The sequence below is a fragment of the Paracoccus sp. SCSIO 75233 genome (assembly GCF_027912675.1).
Classification (GTDB): Bacteria; Pseudomonadota; Alphaproteobacteria; order Rhodobacterales; family Rhodobacteraceae; genus Paracoccus.
In genome coordinates, this window is record NZ_CP115757.1 from 902,751 (window position 1) to 929,034 (window position 26,284).

Sequence of the window (26,284 nt, forward strand, 5' to 3'; positions counted from 1 at the left end):
TTCCTCTGCGATAGGTTTTGACGACTGTAATGCACTACGACTGAGAAAAGGGCAGATTGATTTTTGTCTGCGGAAACTGCTGGTCGCCGTTGAGAATGCTCCGGTTCGGGACATGGGCGGGGCATCTGCCCGCCCATATTGTCATCATCCCCGCGACGGTGGCCGCTGTTCGGATGATACGGTGTCGCTGGCGCTTGCCGCCGGTTCCGCCGGTCCGGCGCAACCATTCACACGGGTGGAGCCGGCGCGCAGGCTTGCCGTCATCGGGAAACGCTCGCCCGACATGGTGTCGGCGCAATCGCTGGAATTGATCTTCACGCTGAAGGGCTGACCGTTCAGCACGCCGATATATTCGACGCCATAGCGGTAGACGATCCGATTGACCGGGATATTCCGCCCGGACTGGTTTTCCGGCGTCTTGTACTGGGCAACGCCATTGGCGATGTCGACGCGCCAGAAAGGCTCGTTCCCGCGGGCGGTAAAGGCCATCGTGTTCAACGTCTCCGACTCCGCCGTCGCGACGCGGGTGCGTGTGCCCTCGGCCTCGATCGGGACATCCGTGGGCGCAACGGCGGGCGCCACCAGCGGGGCATCGGCGGCAGGGGCGGCTTCAGCAGCTGCCGCCGCGTCGCCGGTCGCCGGCGTTGCGTCGAGCGGCCGGTCCCAGGGCAGGCGAATATCCTGCATGGCCTGTTCGTCGCAGGCGGCGAGCGCGAGCGGCAGAAGCGCTATGGCAAGGCGGAACTTCATGATTCTGTCCTTCGGTTTATCTCGTTGGCGGTGCATCGCATTGTTCTCTACCGCAATAGCGTTAAACCGGCGGTTCCGGCAAGCGGGTCGGGTTCCGCCATAGCACGTCCGGCAATTCGCCGCTGCACAAGATGGGTGCAATTTGCCTGAATTGCACATATATTCATCACTTATATGCGTTTGCTCAGGCATGATTGCTGTTATTTGCACGATAAACTTGCAACCGCGCCCATCAGGCTGCGTTAGGTAAACTATAGGTCAAGGGGTTCTATGAACGGTTTTCACGCGATCAGCCTGGGGGAGGTGACACTCGGCGCGCCGGTTTTTCTGGCACCGATGGCCGGGATCACGGATCTGCCGTTCCGCCGGGTGGTGTCCCGTTTCGGGGCCGGTCTGGTGGTGAGCGAGATGGTCGCCTCGACCGAGATGGTGACCAGCCGGCCTTCGCCGCGCGCCTCCGTGCGGGCAAAGGCGCTGACGGAGGGTGAAACGGCGGTCTCGGTCCAGATCGCCGGGCGCGAGGCCGCCGCGATGGCCGAGACGGCGCGGATCGTCGCCGGAATGGGCGCGCGGATCATTGACATCAATATGGGCTGCCCCGCCAAGAAGGTGACCGGCGGGCTGTCCGGTGCGGCGCTGATGCGGGATCTGGATCATGCGCTTGGGCTGATAGACGCCGTGGTCGGCGCTGTCGATCTGCCGGTAACGCTGAAGATGCGGCTTGGCTGGGACGACGATTGCCGGAACGCGGCGGAGCTGGCGTCGCGGGCGCGCGATGCGGGTGTGCAGATGCTGACCGTTCACGGGCGGACGCGGGCGCAGTTCTACAAGGGGCGGGCTGACTGGGCGGCGATCCGGGAGGTGGCGAATTTGCCCGGTCGTCCGCCGCTGGTTGCGAATGGCGATATTGTTGATGCGAAATCTGCCCGCGCGGCGCTTGCGGCCTCCGGGGCGGAGGCGGTGATGATCGGGCGCGGCACGCAGGGTGCGCCGTGGAAACTGGCAGAGATTTCGCATCTGCTGCATGGCACGGCAGCGCCGGAGGTGCCGCGGGGTGCTGCACTCGCTGACCTGGTGGCGGCGCATTACGAGGATATGATCGGGTTCTACGGCACCGATCCGGGGCTGCGCGTCGCGCGCAAGCATCTGGGCTGGTATGCGGACGCCAATGGCGTGGCGGATGGCAAGCAGGCCCTGTTCCGCGCGCCGTCCCCGGCGGCAACATTGCGCCTGATCCGGGATGTCTTTGCGGATGCTCCGGGTGCGGGGACCTCTGTTTGCGCGGAAGTTGCCGCATGACGACGCCTGCGACATTTCTGCCCGGTCCCAGCTTCGATGCGCTTCCGTTGCCCGGGCTGATGCTGGACGGCGATGACCGGCTGGTCGGGATCAACGATGCCGCCGAGCTTTGGCTGAACCTGTCGCGGCGCGTCGCACTTGGTCATCGGCTGCGTGACGAGGTGATCGAGCAGCGGATGCGTGTCACCCCCGCCCTGTGCCCGCTGATCGAACGTGTGCGGGCGGAGCAGGGCCAGATGGGACGGCCCCGCGTCCGGTTCGAGCTTGGCGACCGGGCAGGCGGTCACAGCCCGCGTTTCGGGGATGTGCATCTTGGCCCCGCGCCGGATCAGGTTGAAAACGGCGTTACGGTGCTGATTGCGCCGACCGATGCCGCCGACGGGATGGAGCCGGGACATGCCGCCCGCAAGGCCGCGCGTCAGGCCATCGGCATGGCGGATATGCTGGCCCATGAAATCAAGAACCCGCTGGCCGGGATACGCGGCGCGGCGCAGCTTCTGTCGATGAGCGCGGCGGAGGAGGATCGCGAATTCACCGATCTGATCGTGGCGGAATCGCGGCGCATCGTCTCGCTTCTCGATCAGGTGGAGCGGTTCGGGGACACCACGGCCCCCGATCTCCGCCCGGTCAATCTCCATGATGTGCTGGAGCGCGCACGCCGCTCGGCAGAGCTGGGCTTTGCCCGCAATCTTGAGGTGGTGACGGAGTATGATCCGTCCCTGCCGCACGCGCTTGGCGATGACGATCAGCTTATGCAGGTGGCGCTGAACCTGCTCAAGAACGCGGCAGAAGCCCTTGGGCAGGGCGGTCATGGGCGGCTGATCCGCATCCGCAGCTTCTATGACGGGGCGCTGAGGCTGGCGCCGAGTGCCGAGTGTCCGCGTGGCCGCGCGCTGCCGCTTCAGGTGGAGATCGAGGATGACGGTCCCGGCATTCCCGACGCCATCGCCGCGCAGATCTTCGAACCCTTCGTATCGGGGCGGGAAAACGGCACCGGGCTGGGCCTCGCCCTCGTCTCCAAAATCATCACCGATCATGGCGGTTGGTTGCGCGTGGAGTCGCGACCGGGCCGGACGGTATTTCGCATCTCTCTGGCAAAGGCTTGACCGATGGACGGAACCATTCTTATCGCAGATGACGACCGGAGCATCCGGACCGTGCTGACCCAGGCGCTGAGCCGCGCCGGGTGCCGGGTTCATGCGACAGGAAGTCTTCAGCAACTGATGAAATGGGTCGAGGAGGGCCGGGGCGATCTGGTCGTCACCGATGTGATGATGCCGGATGGCAACGGGATCGACCTGATACCGGGCATTCGCCGTGTGCGCCCCGAATTGCCGGTCATCGTGATCTCGGCGCAGAACACCATCGTGACGGCCATCCGCGCGACGGAGGCGGAGGCGTTCGATTACCTGCCCAAACCGTTCGATCTGCCGGATCTTTTGGCGCGCGCGCGCGAGGCGCTGTCGCGCCGCCCCCGGAAATCGGAACTAACGGTGGAGCCGAAACCGACCCAGCCACGCAATCCCGAAACCGCCGACCCCGAATTCCCGCTGATCGGTCATGCGGCGTCCATGCAGGCGCTGTTCCGGCTGGTGGCCAAGCTGCTCAACGCCGATCTGCCGGTCATGGTGATCGGGCAGGCGGGTGTCGGCAAGACGACGATCGCGCGCGCCCTGCATGAGTTTTCCGAACGCAGCCATGCCAATCTTGTCGTCATCACGCCAGCCGACGGCGCGCCGGACAGCCTGTCCGCTGCCCTGGCCGAGGCTGAGGGCGGCACGCTTCTGGTCGAGAACCCGGCGGGGTTTTCACCGACCGCCCAGACCAGATTGCTGGCGTTGCTGGAGCAATCCGACGGGCGCGGCACCGGGCCAAGGCTGATCTCGACCGCCGGACCCGATCCGCAAGACGATGTGCAGGAGGACCGGCTGCGTCCCGATCTCTATTACCGCCTCGCCGGGGCGACGGTCCCGGTGCCACCTCTCTCGGCCCGACGCGATGACATTCCCGCACTGGCCCAGCACCTGATGACCCGCACGGCCGGTCAGGGGCTGGCGGCGCGGGAATTGCCGGAAGACACGCTGGCCGAACTGCGCAACATGGATTACCCGGGCAATGTCCGGCAGCTTGAAAACCTGATCCGGCGGCTCGCCCTGACAGGTTCCGGGCCGGTCACGCTGGCGGAGCTGAATGAGCTGCGCGCGCAGGACGCGCCGCCGGCTTTTCACAAAACCGTGTCCACCCAGCGTCATCCGGCGGCGCGGCAGGCAGCAGATGGTCAGGGCGGCAGCGCCTCGCAGCTTTCGGGATCGGTGGCGGAGCATCTGCAGCGCTATTTCGACCTGCACGGAGATTCCCTGCCGCCGCCGGGGCTTTACGACCGGATCCTCCGCGAAATCGAGGTGCCGCTGCTGGAAATCTCGCTCGATGCGACCGGGGGAAATCAGCTTCGCTGCGCCGAGTTGTTGGGGATCAACCGGAACACGCTGCGTAAGAAACTCAGCGAACTGAATATTCAGGTGACACGCCGCCGCCGAGTGATGTAAAACGGTCACAGGGGGCGTGTAATCCGTCGCTCCTTTGCAACAAGACGCCGGTCCGAAGCGGCGCAGAACCGAGCAGAGTGGGGCATGGCGGCATCCGGCCTGACAACATTGCGCGCATCGCGTCTGGCTGACCGTCTGGCGCGGGTCGCGGCCCAGCGGCGGCTGAGAACCGCTGCGACATTGGTGCTGGTCGTTGCTGCGCCGGTGCTGGCTTTGCTGACGATCATCGTGCTTGGCACGGTCGGGATCACCGGCGGTTCGCGCTGGCTCAGCTTCGTGCTGGTGCTCGATTTCGCTTATATGCTGGTGCTTCTCGGGCTGGTGCTGATGCGGCTGGCGCAGATGGCGGCGGCGCGGCGGCGCTCCCGCGCGGGATCGCGGCTGCATTCGCGGCTGGTCGGGATTTTTGCGCTGATCGCAATGGTGCCGACGGTGCTGGTGGCGCTGTTTGCCGGGCTGGTCATCAATATCGGGCTGGAGGGCTGGTTCTCCAACCGCGTGCGCGAGGTGGTGACGAACGCCCAATCCGCCGCGATTGCCTATCAGCAGGAGCACCGCGAGGACCTGAGCGAGGACGCGCTGAACATTGCCGCCGTCCTGCGCCGCGCGGCCACGGCTGACCCGCTGATCGACGATGGCGAATTGCGGGTCATCATGACCGCCCAGCAATCCGGCACGCAGCGCGGCCTGCGCGAGGCCTATGTGATCGATGCAGCGGGCAGCATTCATGCGCGCGGCGAGCGGTCCTATGATTTCTGGTATGTGCGTCCCTCGCCGGAGGAATTCGACCGTGCGCGGGCTGACGGGCTGGTGCTGATCGAGGATTGGGACCAGAACGCCTTCCGCGCCCTCGTCGCGCTGCCGCCTTTGGCGGACCGGTTCCTGTATGTCGCGCGTGACGTGGACGGGCGGCTGCTGAGCCTGCTTGATGACACGCGCGAGACCATCAGCGAATACCGCCAGCTTGAGCAGGATCGCGGGCGGCTGCTGTTCGAGTTCTCGCTGGTCTATCTGGGTTTCGCTTTGCTGCTGATCGCGGCGGCCATGTGGCTGGCGCTGTGGTTTGCCGAACGGCTGTCGCGGCCCATCGGGCGGCTGGCGGAGGCGTCGGAGCGTGTCGGTGAGGGCGATCTCGATCTGCAAATCCCCGAGGCGGATACCGGCGATGAAATCCAGACCCTCGGGCAAAGCTTCAACCGCATGACCCGCCAGCTCAAGGCGCAGCGCGATCAGCTTGTCGAAGGGCACCGGGCCAGCGAAGAACAGCGGCGGCTGTTCGATTCCGTTCTGTCCAGCATCACCGCCGGCGTTATCGGGCTGGATGAAAATGGCGAGGTCGATTTCATGAACCGCTCCGCCATGCGGATGGTCGGGGTCGATCCGGCGCGGGATCATGACCGTCCGCTGGGGGAGGTCGTGCCGGAATTCGCGCCGCTTCTGGAACGGCTGTCCGGCACGGTCAACGACTCGGTGCAGGACGAAATCCGGCTGGTCCGTGACGGGCATATGGAAAGCCTGCTGGTGCGGCTGGCGATGCGTCACGGTGCCGATGGCGGGCTGGAGGGCTATGTGGTCGCCTTCGACGATGTGACCGAACTGGTCAGCGCGCAGCGCATGGCGGCCTGGGGCGATGTCGCCCGCCGGGTTGCGCATGAGATCAAGAACCCGCTGACCCCGATCCAGCTTTCCGCCGAACGGATGCGGCGCAAATTCAGCAAGATCGTGCCCGAGGGGGAAGAACGCGCGTCGGTCGATTCCTATGTCGAAGTGATTATCCGACAGACCAACGATCTGCGCCGGATCATCGACGAATTCTCCCGCTTCGCACGGATGCCCGAACCCGACCGGCGCGAGACCGACATTGCCAAGCTGCTGCGCGACACCGTGCTGTTGCAGGAGGACGCGCTGCGGGCCGAACTGGTCACCGATATTCCGACCGACCCGGTGCGGATCGACTGCGATGCGACGATGATGGCGCAGGTCTTTACCAATCTGCTGAAAAACGCCTCCGAAGCGATTGACGATCTGCGCGATGAACCGCCGGAGGGGTGGTCGCCGCGCATCGATATCACGCTGGAAGAAAGCCCCGATGCGGTTGCGATCCGCATCACCGATAACGGCCCCGGACTGCCCGAGGACCGCACCCGGCTGTTCGAGCCTTATGTGACGCTGAAATCCGGCGGCACCGGGCTGGGTCTGCCAATCGTCAAGAAGATCGTCGAGGAACATGGCGGCAGCTTTGTTCTGACCGATGCACCAGAACGCGGCGCGCTGGCCGAACTGCGCCTGCCCCGTGAACGCAACCCCGTGCGTATTGCGCGCAAAAACAAAGAGCAGGACGTGACATGAGCGATATTCTGATCGTGGATGACGAAAAGGATATCCGTGAGCTGATTGCGGATATTCTTCAGGACGAGGGCTTCGCCACCCGCCTCGCCGCCAATTCCGACGAGGCGGTCGAGGCGCTGAACGAGGCCGAACCGGCGCTGATGATCCTCGATATCTGGCTGAAGGACAGCCGGATGGACGGGATCGACATTCTCAAACAGGTCAAACGCAACAACCCCGATGTGCCGGTGATCATCATCTCCGGCCACGGCAATATCGAGATCGCCGTCGCCGCCATCCGGCAGGGCGCCTATGACTTCATCGAGAAACCCTTCAACATCGACCAGCTTCTCGTCGTCATCAATCGCGCGATGGAGGCGAACCGGCTTCGCCGCGAAAACACCCAGCTTAAGCGCGGCGATGTGAAACCGGCAGAGATGCTCGGCGCGTCGGCGGCGTTCCGGCGGCTGCGCGATCAGCTCGACAAGCTGTCGAAATCGAATGGCAGGGTGATGCTGACCGGCCAGCCCGGCGCGGGCAAGGAGCTCTCGGCCCGCTATATCCACGCCCACAGCCCGCGCGCAGAGGCCCCCTTTGTCGTCGTCCCTTGCGCCACGATCGAGCCGGAGCGGATGGAGGAGGTGCTGTTCGGCCGCGAAACCCCCGATCGCGGGGTGGAGCCGGGGCTGCTGGAACAGGCGCATGGCGGCGTGATCTATTTCGACGAGGTCGCCGATATGCCGCTCGGCACCCAGCCCAAGATCCTGCGCGTGCTGACCGAACAGCAATTTGCCCGCGCCGGCGGCTCCGACAAGGTGCGGGTCGATCTGCGGGTGATCTCCTCGACCAATCGCGACCTGCCCGCGGAAATCGCCGCGGGCCGGTTCCGGCAGGAGCTTTATGACCGGTTGAATGTCGTCCCGCTCGCAGTGCCGTCGCTGTCGGAACGGCGCGAGGATATTCCGTCGCTCGCCCGCCACTTCATGCAGCTTGTGCATGAGGAGCAGGGCCTGCCGGTGCGCGAACTGACCGAGGACAGCGAAACCGCGCTTCAGGCAATGGATTGGCCCGGCAATATCCGCCAGCTTCGCAACGTGATCGAACGGGTGCTGATCCTGGCCGAAGACAGCGGCCCGATCCAGCCCGCCGAGTTGCAGGGACAAAGCGCCGAGGGCGAGGGCGCGGATACGCTCACCCTCGGTCCGCGCATCACCGCCCTGCCGCTGCGTGAAGCGCGCGAATTGTTTGAGCGGGAATATCTGGTCAACCAGATCAACCGTTTCGGCGGCAATATCAGCCGCACCGCCCAGTTTGTCGGCATGGAGCGCAGCGCGCTGCATCGCAAGCTGAAATCGCTCGGCGTGGTCGGTGGCCGCGCCATGGAAGAAGAAAACGCCTGAACGAAACCGGCGCGGCAATGACGCCGCGCCGGTTTCGCTCTTCATCCTGGCGGAAATATCCCGGGGGTCCGGGGGCAGCGCCCCCGGTCCTGCGGTCTCAGGTCCGGTCCTGCAATTGCTTCAGCAGGGTTGTGTTGGCGTAACCATCCGGCTCCACCCCGATCCGGCGCTGGAATGCCTTGATCCCGGCAATCGTGTTTTCACCGATGGCCCCGTCCGGTTCACCGACATTATAACCCAGACGGTTCAGCCGCCGCTGCACCTCTTCCTTCTGGTTATGGGTGAGCGAGCCCGCCGCGCGCGGGAAGCTGCCGACGATGCCGGGCCCGCCGCTGATCCGGTTGGCCAGCATGGCCACGCCCAGCGAATAATTGTCGGAGGCGTTATAGGCCCGCAGCGCCATGAAGTTGCGGGTCACGAGGAAGGCCGGACCCTGCTGCCCCGCCGGTGCGATGATCCCGCCCGAGGGCAGGCTGCGCCCGTCGATGGCGCGCACGCCCTGAGCCGCCCATGCGCTGCCCGATTTGGTGTTGCTGCGCCCGGTCTGGCCGTAATTGAAGCCTTGCGGCAAGCGCACCTCGACGACAGCGGGAAGGCCGGTGACCCAGCCGGAGCGTTTCAGATAGGCAGCGGTCGAGGCCAGCGAATCCGTCGGGTCGTCCGACCAGATGTCGCGGCGTCCGTCGCCGTTGAAATCGACCGCATAGGCCAGATAGGAGGTCGGCATGAACTGGGTGTGCCCCATGGCCCCGGCCCAGCTTCCCAACATGCCCGAGGGGTTCACATCGCCCGCCTGAATGATCTTCAGCGCCGCGATCAGCTGGTTCGAGAACATCTCGCCCCGCCGTCCGTCATAGGCCAGCGTTGCCAGCGACGGGATGATCTGCATCTTGCCGCGATTGCCGCCGAAATTGGACTCCATGCCCCAGATCGCCATGACGATATATTTATCGACGCCGTAGCGGTTTTCGATCTGGTTCAGCAGCCCGGCATAGGTCCCGGCCAGCCCGCGACCCTTCGTCGTGCGGCTGTCAGAGGCGGCGCTGTCGAGATATTCCCAGACGGGTCGGTTGAACTCGGCCTGACGGCGATCCAGCCGGATAACCTCGGGGTTGTAGCGCGCGATGCTCATGGCGTTGTCATACACCGCCGGGCTGACCCCGGAGGAGATGGCGCGCGACCGGAAGCCCCGGATCCAGTTCTGCAAACCGGCCTCGGACGCCGGGGAGGCCTGCGGGATCGGGTCCGGCACCGTGCCCGCGCCGGTTGTGGAGACGGAGCCGACCGGTGCTGCGCCACATGCTGCCAGAACAGCGACGGCTGCCGCCGACATCGTCAGTCTGAGATAGGTTGTTTTCATTGCTTCCTGCCCGTTGAAGGTGATTTGCCGCCACGATAGCGCAGCCGCGTCACAAGGAAAACACTCTGGTTCGGCTGAGGCCCGCCGGGCGGAATGCCGCGTATCACTTTTGCTTGTCCGGCCTGTCGAAGAGCGGGTCCATCTGCGCGATGATGACGGAATTTTCATCCAATGCCCGCTGCATGAGGTCGCGATCCTCCGCGCCGATCTCGTGCCCCTCGGCCTCGCGTTCCGCGACAGTGCCGTAGCCGGTGACCTCCAGCGGGGCCAGATCGGCCTGTTTCAGTATGGCGACGGTTTCGCGCACCGCCTCCTCCTCGTCGATGCCGGAGGCGTAGCACAGCAGCGCCGCCCCGGTCGCGCCTTTCGGCAGGCCGTCCTCTTTCGTGCGCCCGACCTGCACCAGCAGCGTATAGACTTGTTGCGCCATCCGCGTCCCCTTAACTTCGCCCTCAACAAGGGAGTGCTGGATGAGCAAGAGTTTGGCAAGGGTCGAAGCGGCCCTGAAGGATGCGGGGATCGAGACCGAAATCCGCGAGGTGGGCGATGCGCGCACGGCTGCGGATGCGGCGGCGGCGGTTGGTTGCGGGATCGACCAGATCGCCAAGTCGATCATTTTCCGTGGTGAAGACAGCGGCCATGTCGTGCTGTTTCTGACTGCTGGCGGCAACCGGGTCGATGCGGAGAAGGCGACAGCGATTGCGGGTCAGAAGCTTGGCAAGGCGGATGCCGCGCTGATCCGGGCGGAGACCGGCTTTGCCATTGGCGGGGTCGCGCCGCTTGGGCATCTGTCCGAAATCGCCGCCTATCTTGACCCGCGCCTGACCGAGTTCGACGTGGTCTGGGCCGCTGCCGGAACCCCGCGACATGTCTTTGCGATCTCGCCCGCCGATCTGATCCGCGTCAGCGCCGCGCAAATGGCGGATTTCACCGCCTGATGGAGTGGCGGGGCGAGGGCACGGTGATCTCGCGCCGGCCGCATGGGGAACATGCGGTGCTGCTGGATATTCTCACCGAGGACGCCGGGCGGGTCAGCGGCATGGTGCCGGGCGGGGCCTCGCGGAAGCGGGCGGCCGTGTTGCAGCCGGGAAACCGCGTTGCCGTCACCTGGCGGGCACGGAACGAGGATCAGCTTGGCACATTCTCCGCCGAACCCGCCGGGGCGCGGCCGGGGCTGCTGCAAAATGCCGCGGCTCTGGACGGGATGAACGCGACCGCAGCCCTGCTGCGCTTTGCCCTGCCGGAACGCGATCCGCATCCGGTTTTGGCCCGAACGTCAGAGGCGCTCTGGGACGCAATGGATGCCGGGGCCGACTGGGCGGGGGATTATGTGCATTGGGAAATGCGGCTGCTGGAGGAGATGGGCTTCGGTCTCGACCTCACGCAATGCGCGGTGACCGGCGCGCGGCAGGGGCTGTCCTATGTCAGCCCCAATTCCGGGCGCGCCGTCACGGCTGAGGCGGCAGGCGAATATGCGCCGCGCCTGCTGCGCCTGCCGCAAATGCTCGGCGGGCCGCCCAGCAATGACGATATGTCACATGCGCTGCGCCTGACCGGGCATTTTTTGCATGGCTGGCTGGCGGGGTCGCATGTTGGCAAACCCCTGCCAGCCGCCCGTGACCGGCTGGTGGCCCGGCTTACGCGGGGCTGAACCGCATGACGTGATCGGGGCCGGACAGCGTCAGCCCGTCTGCGCCGAGTTCGACCTTATCCACCTGCTCAAGCGCGTTGAGGAAAATCGCCTCGCCGGTCATGTCGATGCAGGCGCGGCGCGTCACGGCAATCGGGCCGAGGTCGACGGCGGGCCATTCCGCCATATTATCCGCGCCATAGACGTTGCACGGCCCCTGACCGCCAAGCCGCGCGCCCTCGATCTCCAGCGTCGCGGAGCCGGTGATCGGTGCGCCGTCGATATCGACCAGATTGAAACTGCCCTGAAGATCGGCCGCTGTCGGACCGCTGGTCGTGTCGGTGTCGCTGCATGCTGCCAAAGCCATAATGCCAATTGCTGCTGTCAGTTTAAAAAACGTCATCGCCTCTTGCCTCTCTTGGTTCAAATGTCATTTGCAGATCGGGACCGCTGAGCACAAGGCGGTTGCCGTCACGTTCGATCACCTCCGCGCGCGGCAAAAGCGCCAGATACTCCGCCTCTGCCCGTTGTCGCGCCGGATCGGCGCAGGCGAGTTCCGTCACCGAAAGCGCGCGCGCCCCGAAAGCGGGCGGGGTTCCGGATTGCGCGCCGGAATAGACATTGCAGGGCAGAACCCCGGTCAGCCGGTCGCCGTCGATGCGCAACGAGACGTCATGCCCCCAAGGTAAGCCGTTGAGCCTTGTCATTTTCCAGTCGATCCCGTCGATACGCTCGCCCTCCGGCACGGTCGCGGCGGTGCAGGCGCTCAACAGCGCGGCGGTTGCAAGGCAGGTCAGGCGGGTCATGCGGTATCCAGTCGTTTGGCGGATCATAGCCGCTTCGCCTGCGGGGGAAAACCAGATCACCCGTGATTTGCCCCGCCCGGGATTCTCCTCGCCCGGTAACAAGGCGCGGCACGCGCCGCCGGTCAGCGTCCGACCGCCCGCAAGGGTAGACGCTGCCCAGCCATCCGGCCACAAAAGCAAGACCCCCGCAGGCCGGGCCAGCGGGGGTCTTTGAACCTCAAATCGGTTCGCTTCGCCTTACAGAGCGCCTTCGCGCTGTGCCTTTTTACGGGCCAGCTTGCGGGCGCGGCGCACGGCCTCGGCCTTTTCACGGGCCTTCTTGACGGACGGTTTCTCGAAATGCTGCCGAAGCTTCATCTCACGGAACACGCCTTCGCGCTGAAGTTTCTTCTTCAGGGCGCGCATCGCCTGTTCGACGTTGTTGTCGCGAACGTTCACCTGCATGTGGTTGTCACCACCTTCCTAGGTTAGAGTTGATCGAAATTGCAGGAAGCGCTCATATAGTGCGAATATCCCTGCTTGTCCAGTCCGGAGATAACGATGACCGACACACGCGACAGACTTGCCGAGGCCGCGATTGCGCATGTGCCCTTTGATGGAATGAATGCGGCTGCCTTGCGGGCGGCGGCGCGTGATCTGGGGATGTCCGAAGATGTGGTCCCCGCCTTCTTTCCGAATGGCGGGCCGGATCTGGCGGCGTGGATCCACCGTCGCGGCGATGCGGAACTGGCGGCGTGGATGGAAACCGCCCCGCCCGGCAAGATACGGGAGCGGATCGCTTCTGCCATCTGGCAGCGGCTGGCGATTGCGGATGCCGAGCTGGTGCGCGCGGCCTCATCGCTGCTGGCGCTGCCGCAGAACCAGCCGCTTGCGGCGAAGCTGGTCTGGGAAACCGCCGATACGATCTGGAGCGGGCTGGACGACACCTCGCGCGATGTGAACTGGTATTCCAAACGGGCGACGCTGTCGGCGGTCTATTCGGCCAGCGTGCTCTATTGGCTGGGCGATCTGTCGGAGGATCATGCCGACACGCGCGGATTCATCGACCGCCGGATTGACGGGGTGATGCGGTTCGAAAAAATAAAGGCCTCGGCGCGTAAAATCCCCGGCGTCGCGATGATGGCGGATCTGGCAACCGGCTGGATCCGTGCCCCCAAATCGACCGGGACGGAGCCGAAATCATGAGCCTGCCCGATTCCATGCGTGCCATCGAAATAACTCAGCCGGGCGCGCCGGATGTGCTGAAGGAGGTCCGGCGGCCTGTCCCGATGCCCGGTCACGGCCAGATCGTCATCCGGCTGGCTTATGCCGGGGTGAACCGTCCCGATGTGGCGCAGCGGCAGGGGAATTACGCGCCGCCGCCCGGTGCCTCCGATCTGCCGGGGCTGGAAGGGGCGGGCGAAATCGTCGCCATCGGCAGCGGCGTCAGCGGCTGGAAGCCCGGCGACAAGGTCTGTGCGCTGCTGCCGGGCGGGGGCTATGCGGAATATGTCGCCTGCCACCACAGCCATGCGCTGCCCATCCCGGACAGTATGACGCTGAAGGACGCCGCCGCCCTGCCGGAGACGGCATACACGGTCTGGTCAAACGTGGTCATGCGCGGCGGGTTGCAGGCCGGGGAACGGTTTCTGGTCCATGGCGGATCATCGGGGATCGGCACGATGGCGATACAGGTCGCGGTCGCGCTTGGTGCAAGGGTGTGGGCGACGGCGGGTTCCGACGAAAAATGCGCCGCCTGCGAGGGGCTGGGTGCGACGGCAATCAACTACCGCACGCAGGATTTCGTCAAGATCATGCGCGATGCGGGGGGCGCAAACCTGATCCTCGACATGGTCGGGGGCGACTATATCGCGAAAAACCTGAAATCGCTGGATATGGACGGCAGGCTGGTGCAGATCGCCTTCCTGCAAGGCCCGAAAGCGGAGATCAATTTCGCCCATCTGATGATGCGGCGGCTGACCATCACCGGCTCCACCCTGCGGCCCCAGTCGGATGCGGCCAAGGCGCGGATCGCGCGGGAGCTTCGCGGCAATCTCTGGCCGTTGATCGCGGCCGGGAAGGTCCGGGTGCTGATCGACAGCGAATTCGATCTGGCAGACGCCGCCGAAGCGCATCGCCGGATGGAAAGCAGCGATCACATCGGCAAGATCCTGCTGCGCGTGGCTGGCGACTGATCCGGGGGAGGCTTAACGCACCTTTTCCATGATGACCGCGTCGCGGCTGCAATCGGTCCGCACATCCTGCCCGCATTCGCGCGGCTCCAGATCGCGGGTCAGGCAGATGCGGACCTCCTGCAGGTCCTCGTTGCGGCAGGTCACGGTGATGCCGTCGGCGGTCAGATCGGGGTTGTACTCGATGAATGCCTGCTCGATCAGTTCCGGCGGGATAGAGATATCCTTGTCGAGATCGACGAAATATTCCGGCAGGGTGATGGAGTTGAACGCCTCGCGCGATGCCGCGTAATAGCCGGAGGCCGACAACCCGCTGCAACGCCCATGCTTCTGCCACTGATACCAGGCCAGCCCGCCAGAGCCCATGATATCCTCCATTGCCTGGCTGTCGCGGCGTGACGGGTCGCGTTCACTGGTGCGGCAATTCTCCGGCCAGCCGTCCTCGTATTGCGGCCACAGCCCGTGCAGCACGAAATCGACCTTGCGGCCCGCATCGCATTGCGTCGCCTCGCGCTGATCCCCGGCGGAGCGGCACCAGCTTGGCGACCAGCTCAGCGCCATGACGTAGTAATCGAACTCCCCCGCCCGGTGCGACTGCCCGATGGCGGGCAGGGTCAGCATGGCGGTCAGGGCGACGATCAGGGCGGGCAAACGCATGGGAAACTCCGGTCGGGCATTGTCGTCTTAGCGGCAGAAGGGGCTTGTGGCTATCGCTGTCTGATGTGGTTTATGCACAAGACGGGTTGTGCTGGCGAGATGGATATTTGTGCCAGGATGAACGGGCAAAAGCGGCGTTTTAAGCGCGAAAGGGCCTTTTCCTCGACCGGGTGAGCGCGTATATAGTCGCGCAATTCCCTCCGAAAACGTGGACTGGCAGCCGCCAAAAAGCCGTTTTCCCGGCCGGGAGAGATATGCGTAAGGAGTGATCCGATGAACAAACCGCTGATGGCCAAAGCCACCGCCGTCTGGCTGATAGATAACACCACGCTCAGCTTCAAGCAGATCGCCGATTTCTGCGGGCTGCATGAGCTTGAGGTGCAGGGCATTGCCGATGGCGACGTGGCAACGGGTGTGAAAGGCTTCGATCCGATCGCCTCGCACCAGCTCGATCAGGCGGAGATCGACAAGGGCGAGAAGGACCCCGCCTACAAGCTGAGACTGAAGCACAACCCCGCAGCCGAGGGCGAGGAAAAGCGTCGCGGCCCGCGCTATACGCCGCTGTCGAAGCGCCAGGACCGCCCTGCGGCGATCCTGTGGCTGGTCAAGTTCCATCCCGAACTGGCCGATTCCCAGATCGCCAAGCTGGTCGGAACGACCAAACCGACCATTCAGGCGATCCGCGAGCGGACCCACTGGAACATCCAGAATATCCAGCCGATCGACCCGGTCGCGCTTGGACTGGCGAAGCAGACGGAGCTTGATGCGGCGGTTCAGAAAGCCGCGAAGAAGCGCGAGGCCGAGGGCGGCGTGATGTCCGATGACGAGCGGCGCAAGCTGGTGTCCACGGAAACCTCGCTCTCGATGGAGGACGAGCCGCGCCTGCCAAGCGCCATCGCCGGGCTGGAGAATTTCTCGCTGTCCAAGGATGACGAGGATCAGCAGCCAGAGCGTGAACTGGATGCCGAAAGCTTCTTCTCGCTTCCGAACAAGGACGAGGACGACGAAGACGAGGATTAAGATCGTTATAACTGAGTCGGAGGGTAAGAAACGCCGCGTAACCGTTCGGATATGTTAAATTTTCTGCATATTTTGAACCCGATCTCGCCGGTATGCGTTATTATGGCAACGCTGAGTTCCCTCTTAGCGTCTCGGAAAGGCGGGGCCACCGGTCCCGTCTTTTTAGGTTTGAAGATCACCCCAGCAAGGTTGCAGGTCGCCCGGGGCTGATGTCGCCGCATGAACGCCGCGCGCAATCGCGCGCGCCAGACAGCTTGCCGCGGCGTGGCCGAGGCCGAACTGATCGGCCAGCGGGTCCTGCATCTGCCGCGCCCCGGTCGAAACCGCAAAGATCAGATCGCCGTCCAACGGCGTATGGCTGGGCACCAAGGCACGGGCCATGCCGTCATGGGCCACGGTCGCGAGCCGCTTCAGCGCCGGTTTGCTGAGTGCTGCATCGGTCGCGACAATGGCGATGGTGGTGGCCTCGCCCAGCCGTTTCTCCGGCAAGGGTTCGGTTTGCGGCATGTGCTGCTGCGCCGGACCAAGACCGCCGAACTCCCCGTCCATCTCCCACGGTGCGGCCCAGAAATGCCGCCCGCCCCCGACCGTCGCGGAGCCGAGCGCGTTCACCACCACAAGCGCCCCGACCGTGATGCCGCTGTCCAGCACGGCAGAGGCAGAGCCCAGCCCGCCTTTCAGCCGCCCGGTCATCGCGCCGATCCCGGCACCGGCGCTGCCGATGCTGAAATCACTCGCCGCCGCGTCAAGGGCCGCCCGGCCAAGTGCGGGGTAGGGGTTCTGCCGCCATGCCTTGTCGCCACCATTCAACAGGTCGAACACAATCGCGCCCGGCACGATCGGCACCCGGACATCACCGACGGCAAAGCCGCGCCCCATGGCCCGCAGCCCCTCCATCACGCCATCGCCCGCTGACAACCCGAAGGCCGAACCGCCGGACAGGAAAATCGCGTCCACCCCTTCGACAAGCTTGTCGGGTGCGAGCAGATCCGTCTCCCGGCTGCCTGGCGCCCCACCCATCACATGCACCGAGGCCGCGAAGGGCTCGTCAGCGGTCAGAACCGTGCTCCCCGACCGCAAATCGCCGTCACCGGCATTCCCGACCCGCAGGCCTGCGACATCGGTGATCAGATTTCGTGCTCCGGGCTTCATATGCGCTCCGTCTGGATAGGTGGCGTCCTTGAGGGCGGCTCAGGAATAGCGTTGGTGACCCCGGCAGGATTTGAACCTGCAACCTGCCCCTTAGGAGGGGGCTGCTCTATCCAGTTGAGCCACGGGGCCTTGGGTGCTTTCTGACGGTCTCGGCGGCGTTTGGCAAGATGCTTGCCCTGTTGGCATGTCATGCGCTAACTCTGGCTGGTCAACTGGATCATTAACATGTCGCCACGCAATAAAAATCGCCCGCTGACGCTTCGTGACGTGTCCGAGGCCTCGGGTGTGTCGGAAATGACGGTCAGCCGGGTCTTGCGCAATCGCGGGGATGTCTCTGCCACGACGCGCGAGAAGGTGCTGAATGCGGCGAAGGCGCTTGGTTATGTGCCGAATATGATCGCCGGCGGGCTGGCCAGTCAGCGCGTCAATCTGGTTGCCATCGTCATCCCGTCGCTGTCCAATCTGGTGTTTCCTGATGTGCTGACCGGGATTTCCGCCGAGCTGGACGATACGCCGCTGCAACCTGTGATCGGGGTCACGAATTACTCGCTCTCGCGCGAGGAATCGGTGCTTTATGACATGCTGTCCTGGCGGCCCTCGGGCGTGATCCTGGCGGGGCTGGAGCATAACGAGGCGTCGCGGGCGATGCTGGCGGCGGCTTCGGTGCCGGTGGTGGAGATCATGGATGTCGATGGCGATGCGATCGACTGTGCGGTCGGGATTTCGCATCTCGCGGCAGGGCGGCAGATGGCGGCGGAGATTCTGGGCGCGGGATACCGCCGGATCGGCTTTATCGGCACCCATATGCCGGAGGACCATCGGGCCAAGAAACGCCTTGCGGGGCTGGAAGAATCGCTGGCGGAGGCGGGGGTGAAACTGGCGGCGCGGGAGTTTTATCAGGGTGGTTCGTCGCTGGCGAAGGGGCGGGAGCTGACGGAGCGGATCCTGACCCGCGTGCCGGATCTGGATTTCCTGTATTACTCCAACGACATGATTGGCGCGGGCGGGCTGATCTGGTGCCTTGAACAAGGTTACGACATCCCCGGAAATCTGGGGCTTGCGGGCTTTAATGGCGTGGATTTGCTGGACGGATTGCCGATCCGGCTGGCGACGACAGATGCAAGGCGGGACGATATCGGTCGCCGCGCGGCGCGGATTGTGGCGGGGCGCGATCCGCGTCCGGAGGATGGAAAAATCGCGCTGACGCCGCATTTCCTGCCGGGCGACACGATCCGCAGAGGGGACCGTCAGCCGGGCTGAAAACCGCCGCACAGCGCGTACACAGCCTGTACACAGGACGTACACAGATCGTACACCGCGCCGCCTCCGGCCAGCCTGCCGGGTCGCCAAGCGCGAAGGGGAGCATTCATGTCAGACAGGACGACGCGGCCCGGCGCGAAAGCCCGGTTCTGGAGAGATGCGGGCTGGTGGGCGGTCACCGCGGCCTTCATGCTGAACGGTTTGCTGTTCGGGGCATGGGCCGCGCGGGTGCCGGTGTTCAAGGAGGGCTTTGCGCTTGATCCCGCCACGCTCGGGCTGTTGCTGCTGGCGCTGGCGGGTGGCGCTATTGTGGCGTTTCCGTTTTCCGGCGCGCTGACGGAACGCTGGGGGCCGGAGCGGGTCACCATCGGCTGCGCGATGATTTATTGCCCGGCGCTGGTCGGGCTGTCGCTTGCGCCGACGCCGCTGCTCTTCGGTGCTGCGCTGTTCGTTTTCGGGGCCATGCATGGGGCGATGGATGTGGCGATGAATGGCTGGGCGGCGCGGGTGGAGCGGCGGCTGGAACAATCCGTCATGTCGATCTTTCACGCCATGTTCAGCCTCGGCGCCGGCTTGGGTGCGGCGAGCGGGTTTGTCGCGGTTCAAATGGGGCTCGCCCCGTTTCCGCATTTCCTGTTCGTCGCGCTGATCGGCGGGGTATCCGCGCTGCTCCTGATGATCCCGCAGCGCGGCGAGATGCCCGCGCGGCGCGCGGCAGAGGACGGGACACGCAATATCTTCATCCTGCCGAAGGGGCGGCTTCTGCTGGTCGGGCTGATCGCATTTGCCTCTTCGATGGGAGAGGGGGCGATGGCGGATTGGAGTGCGGTGTTTTTGGAAGCCTTCACCACGGCGACCGAGGCGCAGGCAGCACTTGGCTATGCCGTGTTCAGCGTGACGATGGTGCTGACTCGGCTGGCCGGGGGCGCGGTCGTGCAGCGCTTCGGGCCGGTCGGCGCGACAAGGGCAAGCGGGATCATCGCCTGTATCGGGCTGGTGATCGTGATGCTGACCGGCAATCTGTGGGTGGCGCTGGCCGGGTTTGCGCTGGTCGGGATCGGCTATGCGGTGCTGATGCCGCTGGTGTTTTCCCGCGCCGCGAACGATCCCGAGATTGCGCCCGGTCCGGCGCTGGCGAGTGTTGCGACCGTGGGATATGGCGGCTTGCTGCTGGGGCCGCCTGTGGTCGGCTTCGTGGCCCAGCTTGCCGGGTTGCGGGCGTCCTTCGGGTTGCTGGCGCTGCTGGTATTGGGGGCGGTGCTGATGGCGCCGCTTTTGCGGGTGGCACCGGCGCATTCGGGGAAGTAACGTCGCGGCGAACTCTCCCAACCGTGACCGGGTGCGACATCGGAGGCGTTGCCGGGGCGCTGTGCCGACGCTACATAACGCCCATGACCTTGATCCTGCGCCTGATCCTTGTTGTGACGCTGATGCTGGCCCCGGCTCATCTGATGAGTGCCGGGGAAACCGGCATGGCGGGCATGGATGGCGGCGCTGAGGCGACGGCTGTCCCGGATGACATGATCGCCGGGCTGACGGAGGTTGCACAGGATTGCTGCGAGGCGGCGTCGCATCAAAGCGTGTCCTGTCATTTGCTGACCGGGCTGAGCCTTGATAACACGGCATCGTTGCGGATCGCCGCCAAGGGCGCGGCGCGGCTTCGGTTCTCGGAAGAAAATCTGGCGGGACGCAACCCGGATTTTCCGCAGAAACCGCCCATAACGATCTGATTTTGAAATCATAAAAATATGATCTGCGCCCGGTGTGGCGCATGTGAAGTCAAATCTATGGGAAAAATGACATGACAAAGAAAACTGTTGGAATCGCGGCTGTTCTGGTCGTTCTGGCGATGCCTGTGTTCGGTGCCGAGGATGAGGCGACCGAGATGGTGGTGCATAAAGACCCGTATTGCGGCTGCTGCACCGCATGGGCCGATCTGGCGGAGGAGGCCGGTTACGCGGTCGAGACCGTCGTGGAAAACGACATGGTCTCGATCAAGGACGGGCTGGACGTGCCGGAGGAGTTCTGGTCCTGCCACACGGTCGAGATCGACGGCTATGTGATCGAAGGTCATGTGCCGTTCGACGCCGTGGCGCGCCTGCTGGAAGAGCGCCCGGAGATCACCGGGATCGCGGTTCCGGGCATGCCTGCCGGATCGCCGGGGATGGGGGATGACCCTGCCGCGCGCTATGACGTGGTCGCCTTTGGCGGCGATGCGGGCCGGGGCGCGCTTTATCAGCGGGTCGGCAAGTAATCGGGCGGCGGCGGGGTCTGTTGCCCCGCCGCTGCTTGCCGTTTCTGACGGTCAGATTGCGGTTTTGCGCATCTCATCGAGATAGATTTCGCGCAGCCGGGCGGCGATTTTGCCCGGTGCGCCATTGCCGATCTGTTTGCCGTCGATGGCGACGACCGGCATCACGAAGGCGGAGGCGGAGGTGACGAAAGCCTCGTCCGCCTCGCTTGCTTCTTCGGGGGTGAAGCCGCGTTCCTCCACCTGCATCTGGGCCTCGCGGGCGAGGCGCAGCACGGCGGCACGGGTGATGCCGTGCAGGATGTCGCGGCTGAGTTCGCGGGTGATGATGGTGTTGCCCTTGACGATATAGGCGTTGTTGGAGGTGCCTTCGGTGATCTTGCCGTCCTCCACCAGCCAAGCGTCGTCAGCGCCTTTTGCCTTGGCCGCCATCTTCGCCATCGAGGGGTAGAGGAGCTGGGTCGTCTTGATGTCGCGGCGGCCCCAGCGTTCGTCGGGCTCGGTCACGACCTTCCAGCCTTTTGCCGCAGCAGGGCTGTCGGCAAGTCCGGGTTTCGATTGGGTGAAGGCAACGACGGTCTGCGGGGTGTCGGCGGGCGGGTAGGCGAAATCGCGGTCGCCGGGATTGCCGCGCGTGACCTGAAGATAGATCATGCCGTCGGTGATCTCGTTCCGGGTGACGAGCTCGCGGAACATCGCCAGATAGTCGTCATCGGGAAGCGGATTGCCGATCTCCAGCGCGTCGAGGGAGCGTTTGAGCCGCGCCTGATGGCCGGCGAAATCGATCAGCTTGCCGCCGAGCACGCTGACAACTTCGTAGACGGCATCGGCCATGACGAAGCCACGGTCGAAGATCGAAATCCTGGCGTCCTGTTCGGGAAGATAGTCGCCGTTGAGATAGACGATGCGGGACATGGCGGGCTCCTTCTCTGACCTGGGGCCTGTCATGCGCTGCTGCCCGGCCTCCGTCAAGCGGCGAGATTTTGACAGATAGTTGACAGCTTGCCCTTGGATCATGCAGAAGTGATCCATTGTCGGGCGACAAAATGTCCGGCCACGAAAAACGCAGGGTGTTCAGGCGGGGAGGCCCGACACCCGAATGCGGGAGGAGACAGACCCTTCGCTTTACGGCGGAGGGTCTGTTTCGTTTTGGCGGACGCGGCCTGCGGGCAGGGCCGGGCCGGTCGGGTGGCGCGGATTTGCGCGCTGTCCGCAGGGGTCGCCCCCGCACCGGGCGGGGACGGCTGAGGGTAGAAAAGTTACGCCATTTCAGGGTCTAGCGTGATCGACCACAGCTCCGAATCCGCGACATCCATGAGGCGAACGGTCATTTGTTCGCTCTCGCCGTCAATGTCGACGATGCCGAAAAACTGCAAACCGGCGGAGGGCGGCAGGTTGACCTGACCCTCCTCAGGGGCCTTCACGAACTCCACTTTCGGGCCGAAAGTCATGTCCATCGCGTTCGGGCCGAAGGTGCCGGCGTGCAACGGGCCGGAGACAAATTCCCAGAACGGATTGAATTCCTGGAACTGGGCGCGGTCCGGGCTGTAGTGATTCGCGGCAGTGTAGTGGACATCTGCGGTCAGCCAGACCGTGTTGCGGATGCTTTCGTCGCGGATGAAGCGCAGCAAATCGGCGAATTCCAGCTCACGGCCTTTGGCGGGACCATCCTCGCCATTGGCGACGGCTTCGACGCCCGAGGCATCGGCAAAATTGTCCCAGACGACGATGCTGATCGGCATGTCGCAGGCGATGACTTTCCACGTCGCGGTGGAGGTCTTCAGCGCATCCTTCAGCCAGGCGACCTGACGCTGGCCCAGCACGATGGCTTCCGGCGTGATCTCTTCCTGCATGCCGTCATTATTGGCCGGGCGGTAGCTGCGCAGGTCGAGGAAGAAGATGTCGAGCGAGGGGCCGTAGGACATCTTGCGGAAGACGCGGCCCGGTTCCGCCGGGGTGTAGGAGATCGGGTTCATCTCGTGGAAGGCGCGGCCGCCGCGGGCCGAGAGCAGGGCGATGGATTTTTCCGTATAGCGGTCGTCGCCCGACAGATCCTTGCCCGGGGACCAGTTATTGGTGACCTCGTGGTCGTCCCACTGGTAGTAGATTGGGGTCATGGCGTTGAAGGCGCGGACATGTTCGTCCAGCATGTTGTATTTGTAGCGCCCGCGATATTCGTCGAGGGTTTCGGCAACCTTGCGGACCTCGTCGGTCAGGACGGTGTTCTTCCATACGCCGCCGTCATATTCCTGTTCCTCAGTCATCGGGCCGTCGGCATAGATGGTGTCGCCGGAATGGATCATAAAGTCGGGCTCGTGCTGCGACATGGTGGCGTAGGTACGCATGCCGTTTTCGTCGATGCCCCAGCCCTGACCGGCGGTGTCGCCCGACCAGACGAAGCGGATATTGCGCTTTTCGGTCGGCGCGGTGCGGAACTGGCCGATGACGGGTTCGGAGACATTGTTGATGTCGGACAGATCGGCGGCGGTGAAGCGGTAGAAGATCCGCTGATCGGCGGGCAGGTCGGTCAGCATGGCTTTGACCGCCATGTCCGAATCGGGCAGCGCGTCCATCGCGGCGACGCGGGTGGCGTTGTCGAAGCTTTCGGTGGTGGCCATTTCCAGCACCACGCGAGAGGGGCGGTCGGGCCGGGTCCAGACGACGCCGCTGGAGGCGGTCGGATCGCCGGATTGCACGCCATGACCGAAGACCGGGCGGTTTTGCGCCCGCGAGATGGCGGGCATGGCGAGCGATGCGGCGAAGGCGGCGCCGGTGCCGAGAACGGCGCGGCGCGACAGGCGGGGCAGGATGAGGCGGGACGACATAGCTGGCTCCTTGCTGACTAACTGCCCGAAAACAAAGGCGGGCATGGGCAAGGATAGGTCGCGAATGTGGCGCTTCGGTAACGGCGGGCGGGGTCTTGCCGGCATTCGGTGCCGTTCACAACCCATTCCCGAAACCGTGTCGGAACGTTCAACCAGCCGTGTGCGTTCGGCTTGCGAAAATCGCCAACAGGTGATGTGCATGTCATTGGAAAGATGGTCATAAAGGACGCATGAAAAAACTCGCACTCGCACTCGCGCCCGTCATCGCACTTCTGGTCTCCGCCCCGGCGGCTCTGGCCGAGAAGATACCGCTCAACAATATCTCGAACTACCTGAACGGCCTCAGCACGCTGCAATCGGAATTCACGCAGGTGAACCCGGATGGCACGATTTCGGCCGGGACGGTTTACATCCAGCGACCGGGCCGGGTCCGGTTCGAGTACAAGAATTCCAACCAGCTCATGCTGGCCTCCGGCGGGCAGGTAGCCGTGTTTGACGCCAAGTCGAATCAGGGGCCGCAGATCTATCCGCTGTCGAAAACCCCGCTGTCGATCATTCTGGCGGCGAATGTGAACCTTGCGCAGGCGGGGATGGTGACCGGGCATAGCGAGGTGAAAAATACCACGGTCGTGACCGCGCAGGACCCGGCGCATCCGGAATACGGCAATATCCAGATGGTCTTCACCTCCCCGACGGAGTTGCGGCAATGGGTCGTGACCGACGATGCGGGCAAGAAAACCACGGTTATTCTGGGCGAGATGAAAAAGGGCGTGCGCTTCAGCTCCTCGACCTTCGTGGTGGAGAACGAGATCGCCCGTCGCGGGAACTGATCCGCGCCACGACATGACAGGCTGAGATGCGAAAGGGCCTCCGGTTTTTCGGAGGCCCTTTTGTCATGGCGTTGTCTGCCGAGTCAGGCGGCGATCCTGCCGGTTTGCTCGGGTGCGATCAGGGCGCTGTGCAGCGCCGCGATTGCGGCGTCGAGATCGTCGCGGCTGAGCACGAATTGCGCGTCGACATTTCGGCTGGGCTGCTGTGCCGCCTGCACCTCGATCCCGGCATCGGCAAGCGCCTGAAGCCCCCGCATCAGGATATGCTGGCCGTTCAGGTCGCGCCCGATGACGGAGGCGATGGCGGCAGGGCGGGCGGCGACCTGTGCGGCGGGATAGATCTCCGCCAGTTCCGCCTCGATCCGGCGGGCGCGCTTATGCGAGGTAGCGAGATGGTGGGTGACGGTGTTCGCGTTCGAGGATTTGGAGACGATGAACGCCTTGTGCCGCGCCAGCACCTCAAGGATTTTCGCGTCATAGCCCTTCACGCCGACCATGTCCTGTTCAAACAGTTCCAGAACCACCACGGGCAGGCCGGTCACGATCTCTGCGCCGGGGGCATCCGCCGGGGCCTCGTCGATCAGCGTGCCGGGGTGGTCCGGCTCGAACGCGTTTGTCACCCGCAGCGGGATCTGGTTCTGGCGCAGGGTCTTGGCGGCTTTCGGGTGGATCGCCTCCATCCCCAGATTGGCAAGCTGGTCGGCCACGTCGTAATTCGTGTGACCGAGCGTGCGCACCGCATCCAGCCCGACCAGCCCCGGATCGGCGGAGGAGAGGTGGAATTCCTTGTGAATGATCGCCTCCTTCGCGCCGATCAGCGCTGCCAGCCGCGAGAACGTCACCTCGGAATAGCCGCGGTCGAATTCAGCCATCAGCCCCTCGGTGCATTGCGCATAGCCGGTGACGATAGGCAGCTCGGTGGTCAGGTCGATGCCCTCCATCCCGGCATGCAGGCGTTCGTTCAGCGTCAGTTCACGTTCGTCCCGCCAGCCGGTCAGATCGACATAGCGCGCGGCGACACCGGCGCGGTTCAGCATCAGCGTGGCGACGAAGGCGGAATGTGCCTCGCCCAGACCGGACAGCAATTCGCGAAACACCATCATATGTTTCGACAGCCGGAAATGGCCGTAGCTGCACAGGCGCTGCAAATCGAACAGGCAGGAGCGCGCGCCCTCGATCCGTTCGCGGACGAATTCATCGGCCTGATTGCGGTCGGCGGAATGCGTCAGCAGATCGGCATTCGCCGCGCGCATGGCGTCCGAGACGCGGTTGAGCGCGTTCTGCCAGCCTCCCTGATCGTCGGCGGCATTGGCGAAGCTGGCATAGACGCCCGGCTCGCCGGTTTTCTTGTGTTCGAGCAGCAGATTGGTGATGCCGCCGAAGGCCGAGACGACGAAGATCCGGTGATACAGATCCTCGCCTTTCCGCCCGCCGATCAGCAGCGTGTCGCGCAGTTCGTTCAGGCGGCTCATCGAGGTGCCGCCGATTTTCTCGACGGTATGCGCGGGGAAATTCAGATCGGTCAATCGCTCTCCCGGCCCGCGTTGCCGGGGCCGGGCCTCTGATGGTGTTATTGTTATTGCGCGCCGGAGCGCGGGTTCAGGCGTCTTCGGTCGCGGGTGCGGCGTAGGAGCCGTCGGCCTGATGCACCTCGGTCCCGGTCACGGGCGGGTTGAAGCAGCAGGCCATGACCAGCTCTTCCTCGGCCCGCAGCGTGTGCTTGTCGTGCAGGTTCAGCGCATACATGACGCCGGGGGTGATCTCATGCGTCTCGCCCGTGGCCAGATCGGTGATCGAGCCCTTGCCGGACATGCAATAGACGCTTTCGAAATGGTTCTTGTAATGGAACGTGTGTTCCGAACCGGCTTCCAGCGTGGTGATGTGGAAGGAGAAGCCCATCTTATCATCGGCCAGCAGCATGCGGACCGAGGACCACTGAGCATCCTTCACGTCGCGATCGGTGTTCTTCAGCTTGTTGAAATCACGAATAATCATATCG

At 64.4% G+C, this 26,284-nt stretch carries 27 protein-coding genes and 1 tRNA gene; 15 read left to right on the forward strand and 13 right to left on the reverse strand.

Annotated features, from left to right (window positions below; all coding sequences use genetic code 11):
• Positions 1 to 144: 144 nt before the first annotated feature.
• Entirely contained in the window at positions 145 to 750 is a 606-nt protein-coding gene (locus PAF12_RS04345) for a COG3650 family protein (RefSeq protein WP_271108777.1), read from the reverse strand.
• A gap of 270 nt (positions 751 to 1,020) precedes the next feature.
• Between PAF12_RS04345 and dusB the strand changes: the two genes are divergently transcribed.
• The 5 genes from dusB to PAF12_RS04370 all read left to right on the forward strand — a co-directional run bounded on the left by dusB (position 1,021) and on the right by PAF12_RS04370 (position 8,323).
• Positions 1,021 to 2,049 (forward strand): tRNA dihydrouridine synthase DusB, encoded by a 1,029-nt coding sequence (gene dusB / locus PAF12_RS04350; RefSeq protein WP_271108778.1) that lies wholly within the window; start codon positions 1,021 to 1,023, stop codon positions 2,047 to 2,049.
• Positions 2,046 to 3,155, forward strand: coding sequence for a nitrogen regulation protein NR(II) (locus tag PAF12_RS04355; protein WP_271108779.1), 1,110 nt, complete (start codon positions 2,046 to 2,048; stop codon positions 3,153 to 3,155). Before dusB ends, PAF12_RS04355 begins: the two co-directional genes overlap by 4 nt.
• 3 nt (positions 3,156 to 3,158) lie before the next feature.
• Entirely contained in the window at positions 3,159 to 4,595 is a 1,437-nt protein-coding gene (locus tag PAF12_RS04360; RefSeq protein ID WP_271108780.1) for a sigma-54 dependent transcriptional regulator, read from the forward strand.
• Positions 4,596 to 4,679: 84 nt separating this feature from the next.
• A complete protein-coding gene (locus PAF12_RS04365) occupies positions 4,680 to 6,944 on the forward strand; it encodes a PAS domain-containing sensor histidine kinase (protein ID WP_271108781.1) in 2,265 nt (754 codons plus the stop codon).
• Positions 6,941 to 8,323 (forward strand): sigma-54 dependent transcriptional regulator, encoded by a 1,383-nt coding sequence (locus tag PAF12_RS04370; RefSeq protein WP_271108782.1) that lies wholly within the window; start codon positions 6,941 to 6,943, stop codon positions 8,321 to 8,323. Before PAF12_RS04365 ends, PAF12_RS04370 begins: the two co-directional genes overlap by 4 nt.
• A 97-nt stretch (positions 8,324 to 8,420) precedes the next feature.
• Here the strand turns inward: PAF12_RS04370 and PAF12_RS04375 are convergent, their stop codons facing one another.
• A complete protein-coding gene (locus tag PAF12_RS04375; RefSeq protein WP_271108783.1) occupies positions 8,421 to 9,683 on the reverse strand; it encodes a lytic murein transglycosylase in 1,263 nt (420 codons plus the stop codon).
• A 103-nt stretch (positions 9,684 to 9,786) separates the two neighbouring features.
• Positions 9,787 to 10,113, reverse strand: coding sequence for a hypothetical protein (locus PAF12_RS04380; RefSeq protein ID WP_271108784.1), 327 nt, complete (start codon positions 10,111 to 10,113; stop codon positions 9,787 to 9,789).
• Positions 10,114 to 10,153: 40 nt separating this feature from the next.
• Between PAF12_RS04380 and PAF12_RS04385 the strand changes: the two genes are divergently transcribed.
• Both PAF12_RS04385 and recO read left to right on the forward strand, forming a co-directional pair.
• Positions 10,154 to 10,621 carry a YbaK/EbsC family protein gene (locus tag PAF12_RS04385; RefSeq protein WP_271108785.1) on the forward strand — a complete coding sequence of 156 codons (468 nt, stop codon included), beginning with the start codon at positions 10,154 to 10,156 and terminating at the stop codon, positions 10,619 to 10,621.
• Positions 10,621 to 11,334: a DNA repair protein RecO gene (gene recO, locus PAF12_RS04390; RefSeq protein WP_271108786.1), complete on the forward strand. Its 714-nt coding sequence runs from the start codon at positions 10,621 to 10,623 to the stop codon at positions 11,332 to 11,334. Before PAF12_RS04385 ends, recO begins: the two co-directional genes overlap by 1 nt.
• Here recO and PAF12_RS04395 read toward each other — a convergent pair.
• From PAF12_RS04395 to rpsU, 3 genes are all read right to left on the reverse strand, one after another.
• On the reverse strand, positions 11,321 to 11,680 hold the full coding sequence (locus tag PAF12_RS04395) for an META domain-containing protein (RefSeq protein WP_271108787.1): 360 nt from the start codon (positions 11,678 to 11,680) through the stop codon (positions 11,321 to 11,323). The two genes, recO and PAF12_RS04395, sit on opposite strands and share 14 nt — an antisense overlap.
• Before the next feature lie 22 nt (positions 11,681 to 11,702).
• On the reverse strand, positions 11,703 to 12,146 hold the full coding sequence (locus PAF12_RS04400; protein ID WP_271108788.1) for an META domain-containing protein: 444 nt from the start codon (positions 12,144 to 12,146) through the stop codon (positions 11,703 to 11,705).
• Positions 12,147 to 12,356: 210 nt separating this feature from the next.
• Positions 12,357 to 12,563 carry a 30S ribosomal protein S21 gene (rpsU, locus tag PAF12_RS04405; protein ID WP_090524370.1) on the reverse strand — a complete coding sequence of 69 codons (207 nt, stop codon included), beginning with the start codon at positions 12,561 to 12,563 and terminating at the stop codon, positions 12,357 to 12,359.
• Positions 12,564 to 12,659: 96 nt separating this feature from the next.
• Here rpsU and PAF12_RS04410 point away from each other — a divergent pair, with 96 nt between their 5' ends.
• Positions 12,660 to 13,304 carry a COQ9 family protein gene (locus tag PAF12_RS04410; RefSeq protein WP_271108789.1) on the forward strand — a complete coding sequence of 215 codons (645 nt, stop codon included), beginning with the start codon at positions 12,660 to 12,662 and terminating at the stop codon, positions 13,302 to 13,304.
• Entirely contained in the window at positions 13,301 to 14,293 is a 993-nt protein-coding gene (locus PAF12_RS04415) for an NAD(P)H-quinone oxidoreductase (RefSeq protein WP_271108790.1), read from the forward strand. The genes PAF12_RS04410 and PAF12_RS04415 overlap by 4 nt, the downstream gene beginning before the upstream one ends.
• Positions 14,294 to 14,305: 12 nt before the next feature.
• On the opposite strand, the gene PAF12_RS04420 is transcribed toward PAF12_RS04415, so the two are convergent.
• Entirely contained in the window at positions 14,306 to 14,947 is a 642-nt protein-coding gene (locus PAF12_RS04420) for a ribonuclease T2 (RefSeq protein ID WP_271108791.1), read from the reverse strand.
• Between the two features lie 273 nt (positions 14,948 to 15,220).
• On the opposite strand from PAF12_RS04420, the gene PAF12_RS04425 reads away from it, so the two are divergent.
• Complete coding sequence (locus tag PAF12_RS04425; RefSeq protein WP_271108792.1) at positions 15,221 to 15,967, forward strand: DUF1013 domain-containing protein; 747 nt, start codon at positions 15,221 to 15,223, stop codon at positions 15,965 to 15,967.
• A gap of 162 nt (positions 15,968 to 16,129) precedes the next feature.
• On the opposite strand, the gene PAF12_RS04430 is transcribed toward PAF12_RS04425, so the two are convergent.
• Complete coding sequence (locus PAF12_RS04430; RefSeq protein ID WP_271108793.1) at positions 16,130 to 17,119, reverse strand: P1 family peptidase; 990 nt, start codon at positions 17,117 to 17,119, stop codon at positions 16,130 to 16,132.
• A gap of 52 nt (positions 17,120 to 17,171) precedes the next feature.
• Positions 17,172 to 17,248, reverse strand: a tRNA-Arg gene (locus PAF12_RS04435).
• Positions 17,249 to 17,344: 96 nt separating this feature from the next.
• On the opposite strand from PAF12_RS04435, the gene PAF12_RS04440 reads away from it, so the two are divergent.
• From PAF12_RS04440 to PAF12_RS04455, 4 genes are all read left to right on the forward strand, one after another.
• Positions 17,345 to 18,379 carry a LacI family DNA-binding transcriptional regulator gene (locus tag PAF12_RS04440; RefSeq protein WP_271108794.1) on the forward strand — a complete coding sequence of 345 codons (1,035 nt, stop codon included), beginning with the start codon at positions 17,345 to 17,347 and terminating at the stop codon, positions 18,377 to 18,379.
• A gap of 108 nt (positions 18,380 to 18,487) precedes the next feature.
• Entirely contained in the window at positions 18,488 to 19,687 is a 1,200-nt protein-coding gene (locus PAF12_RS04445) for an MFS transporter (RefSeq protein ID WP_271108795.1), read from the forward strand.
• An 83-nt stretch (positions 19,688 to 19,770) separates the two neighbouring features.
• Positions 19,771 to 20,109, forward strand: a complete 339-nt coding sequence (locus PAF12_RS04450) for a hypothetical protein (RefSeq protein WP_271108796.1) — start codon at positions 19,771 to 19,773, stop codon at positions 20,107 to 20,109.
• Between the two features lie 71 nt (positions 20,110 to 20,180).
• On the forward strand, positions 20,181 to 20,633 hold the full coding sequence (locus PAF12_RS04455) for a DUF411 domain-containing protein (protein ID WP_271108797.1): 453 nt from the start codon (positions 20,181 to 20,183) through the stop codon (positions 20,631 to 20,633).
• Positions 20,634 to 20,684: 51 nt separating this feature from the next.
• On the opposite strand, the gene PAF12_RS04460 is transcribed toward PAF12_RS04455, so the two are convergent.
• Both PAF12_RS04460 and PAF12_RS04465 read right to left on the reverse strand, forming a co-directional pair.
• Positions 20,685 to 21,545: a D-amino-acid transaminase gene (locus tag PAF12_RS04460; RefSeq protein ID WP_271108798.1), complete on the reverse strand. Its 861-nt coding sequence runs from the start codon at positions 21,543 to 21,545 to the stop codon at positions 20,685 to 20,687.
• 344 nt (positions 21,546 to 21,889) lie between these two features.
• Positions 21,890 to 23,455: an alkaline phosphatase gene (locus PAF12_RS04465; RefSeq protein ID WP_271108799.1), complete on the reverse strand. Its 1,566-nt coding sequence runs from the start codon at positions 23,453 to 23,455 to the stop codon at positions 21,890 to 21,892.
• A gap of 230 nt (positions 23,456 to 23,685) precedes the next feature.
• Here PAF12_RS04465 and PAF12_RS04470 point away from each other — a divergent pair, with 230 nt between their 5' ends.
• Complete coding sequence (locus PAF12_RS04470; protein ID WP_271108800.1) at positions 23,686 to 24,285, forward strand: outer-membrane lipoprotein carrier protein LolA; 600 nt, start codon at positions 23,686 to 23,688, stop codon at positions 24,283 to 24,285.
• 83 nt (positions 24,286 to 24,368) lie between these two features.
• Here the strand turns inward: PAF12_RS04470 and PAF12_RS04475 are convergent, their stop codons facing one another.
• Entirely contained in the window at positions 24,369 to 25,802 is a 1,434-nt protein-coding gene (locus PAF12_RS04475) for an aspartate kinase (protein WP_271109645.1), read from the reverse strand.
• 82 nt (positions 25,803 to 25,884) lie between these two features.
• Positions 25,885 to 26,280, reverse strand: a complete 396-nt coding sequence (locus PAF12_RS04480; RefSeq protein WP_271108801.1) for an ectoine synthase — start codon at positions 26,278 to 26,280, stop codon at positions 25,885 to 25,887.
• Positions 26,281 to 26,284 lie beyond the last annotated feature (4 nt).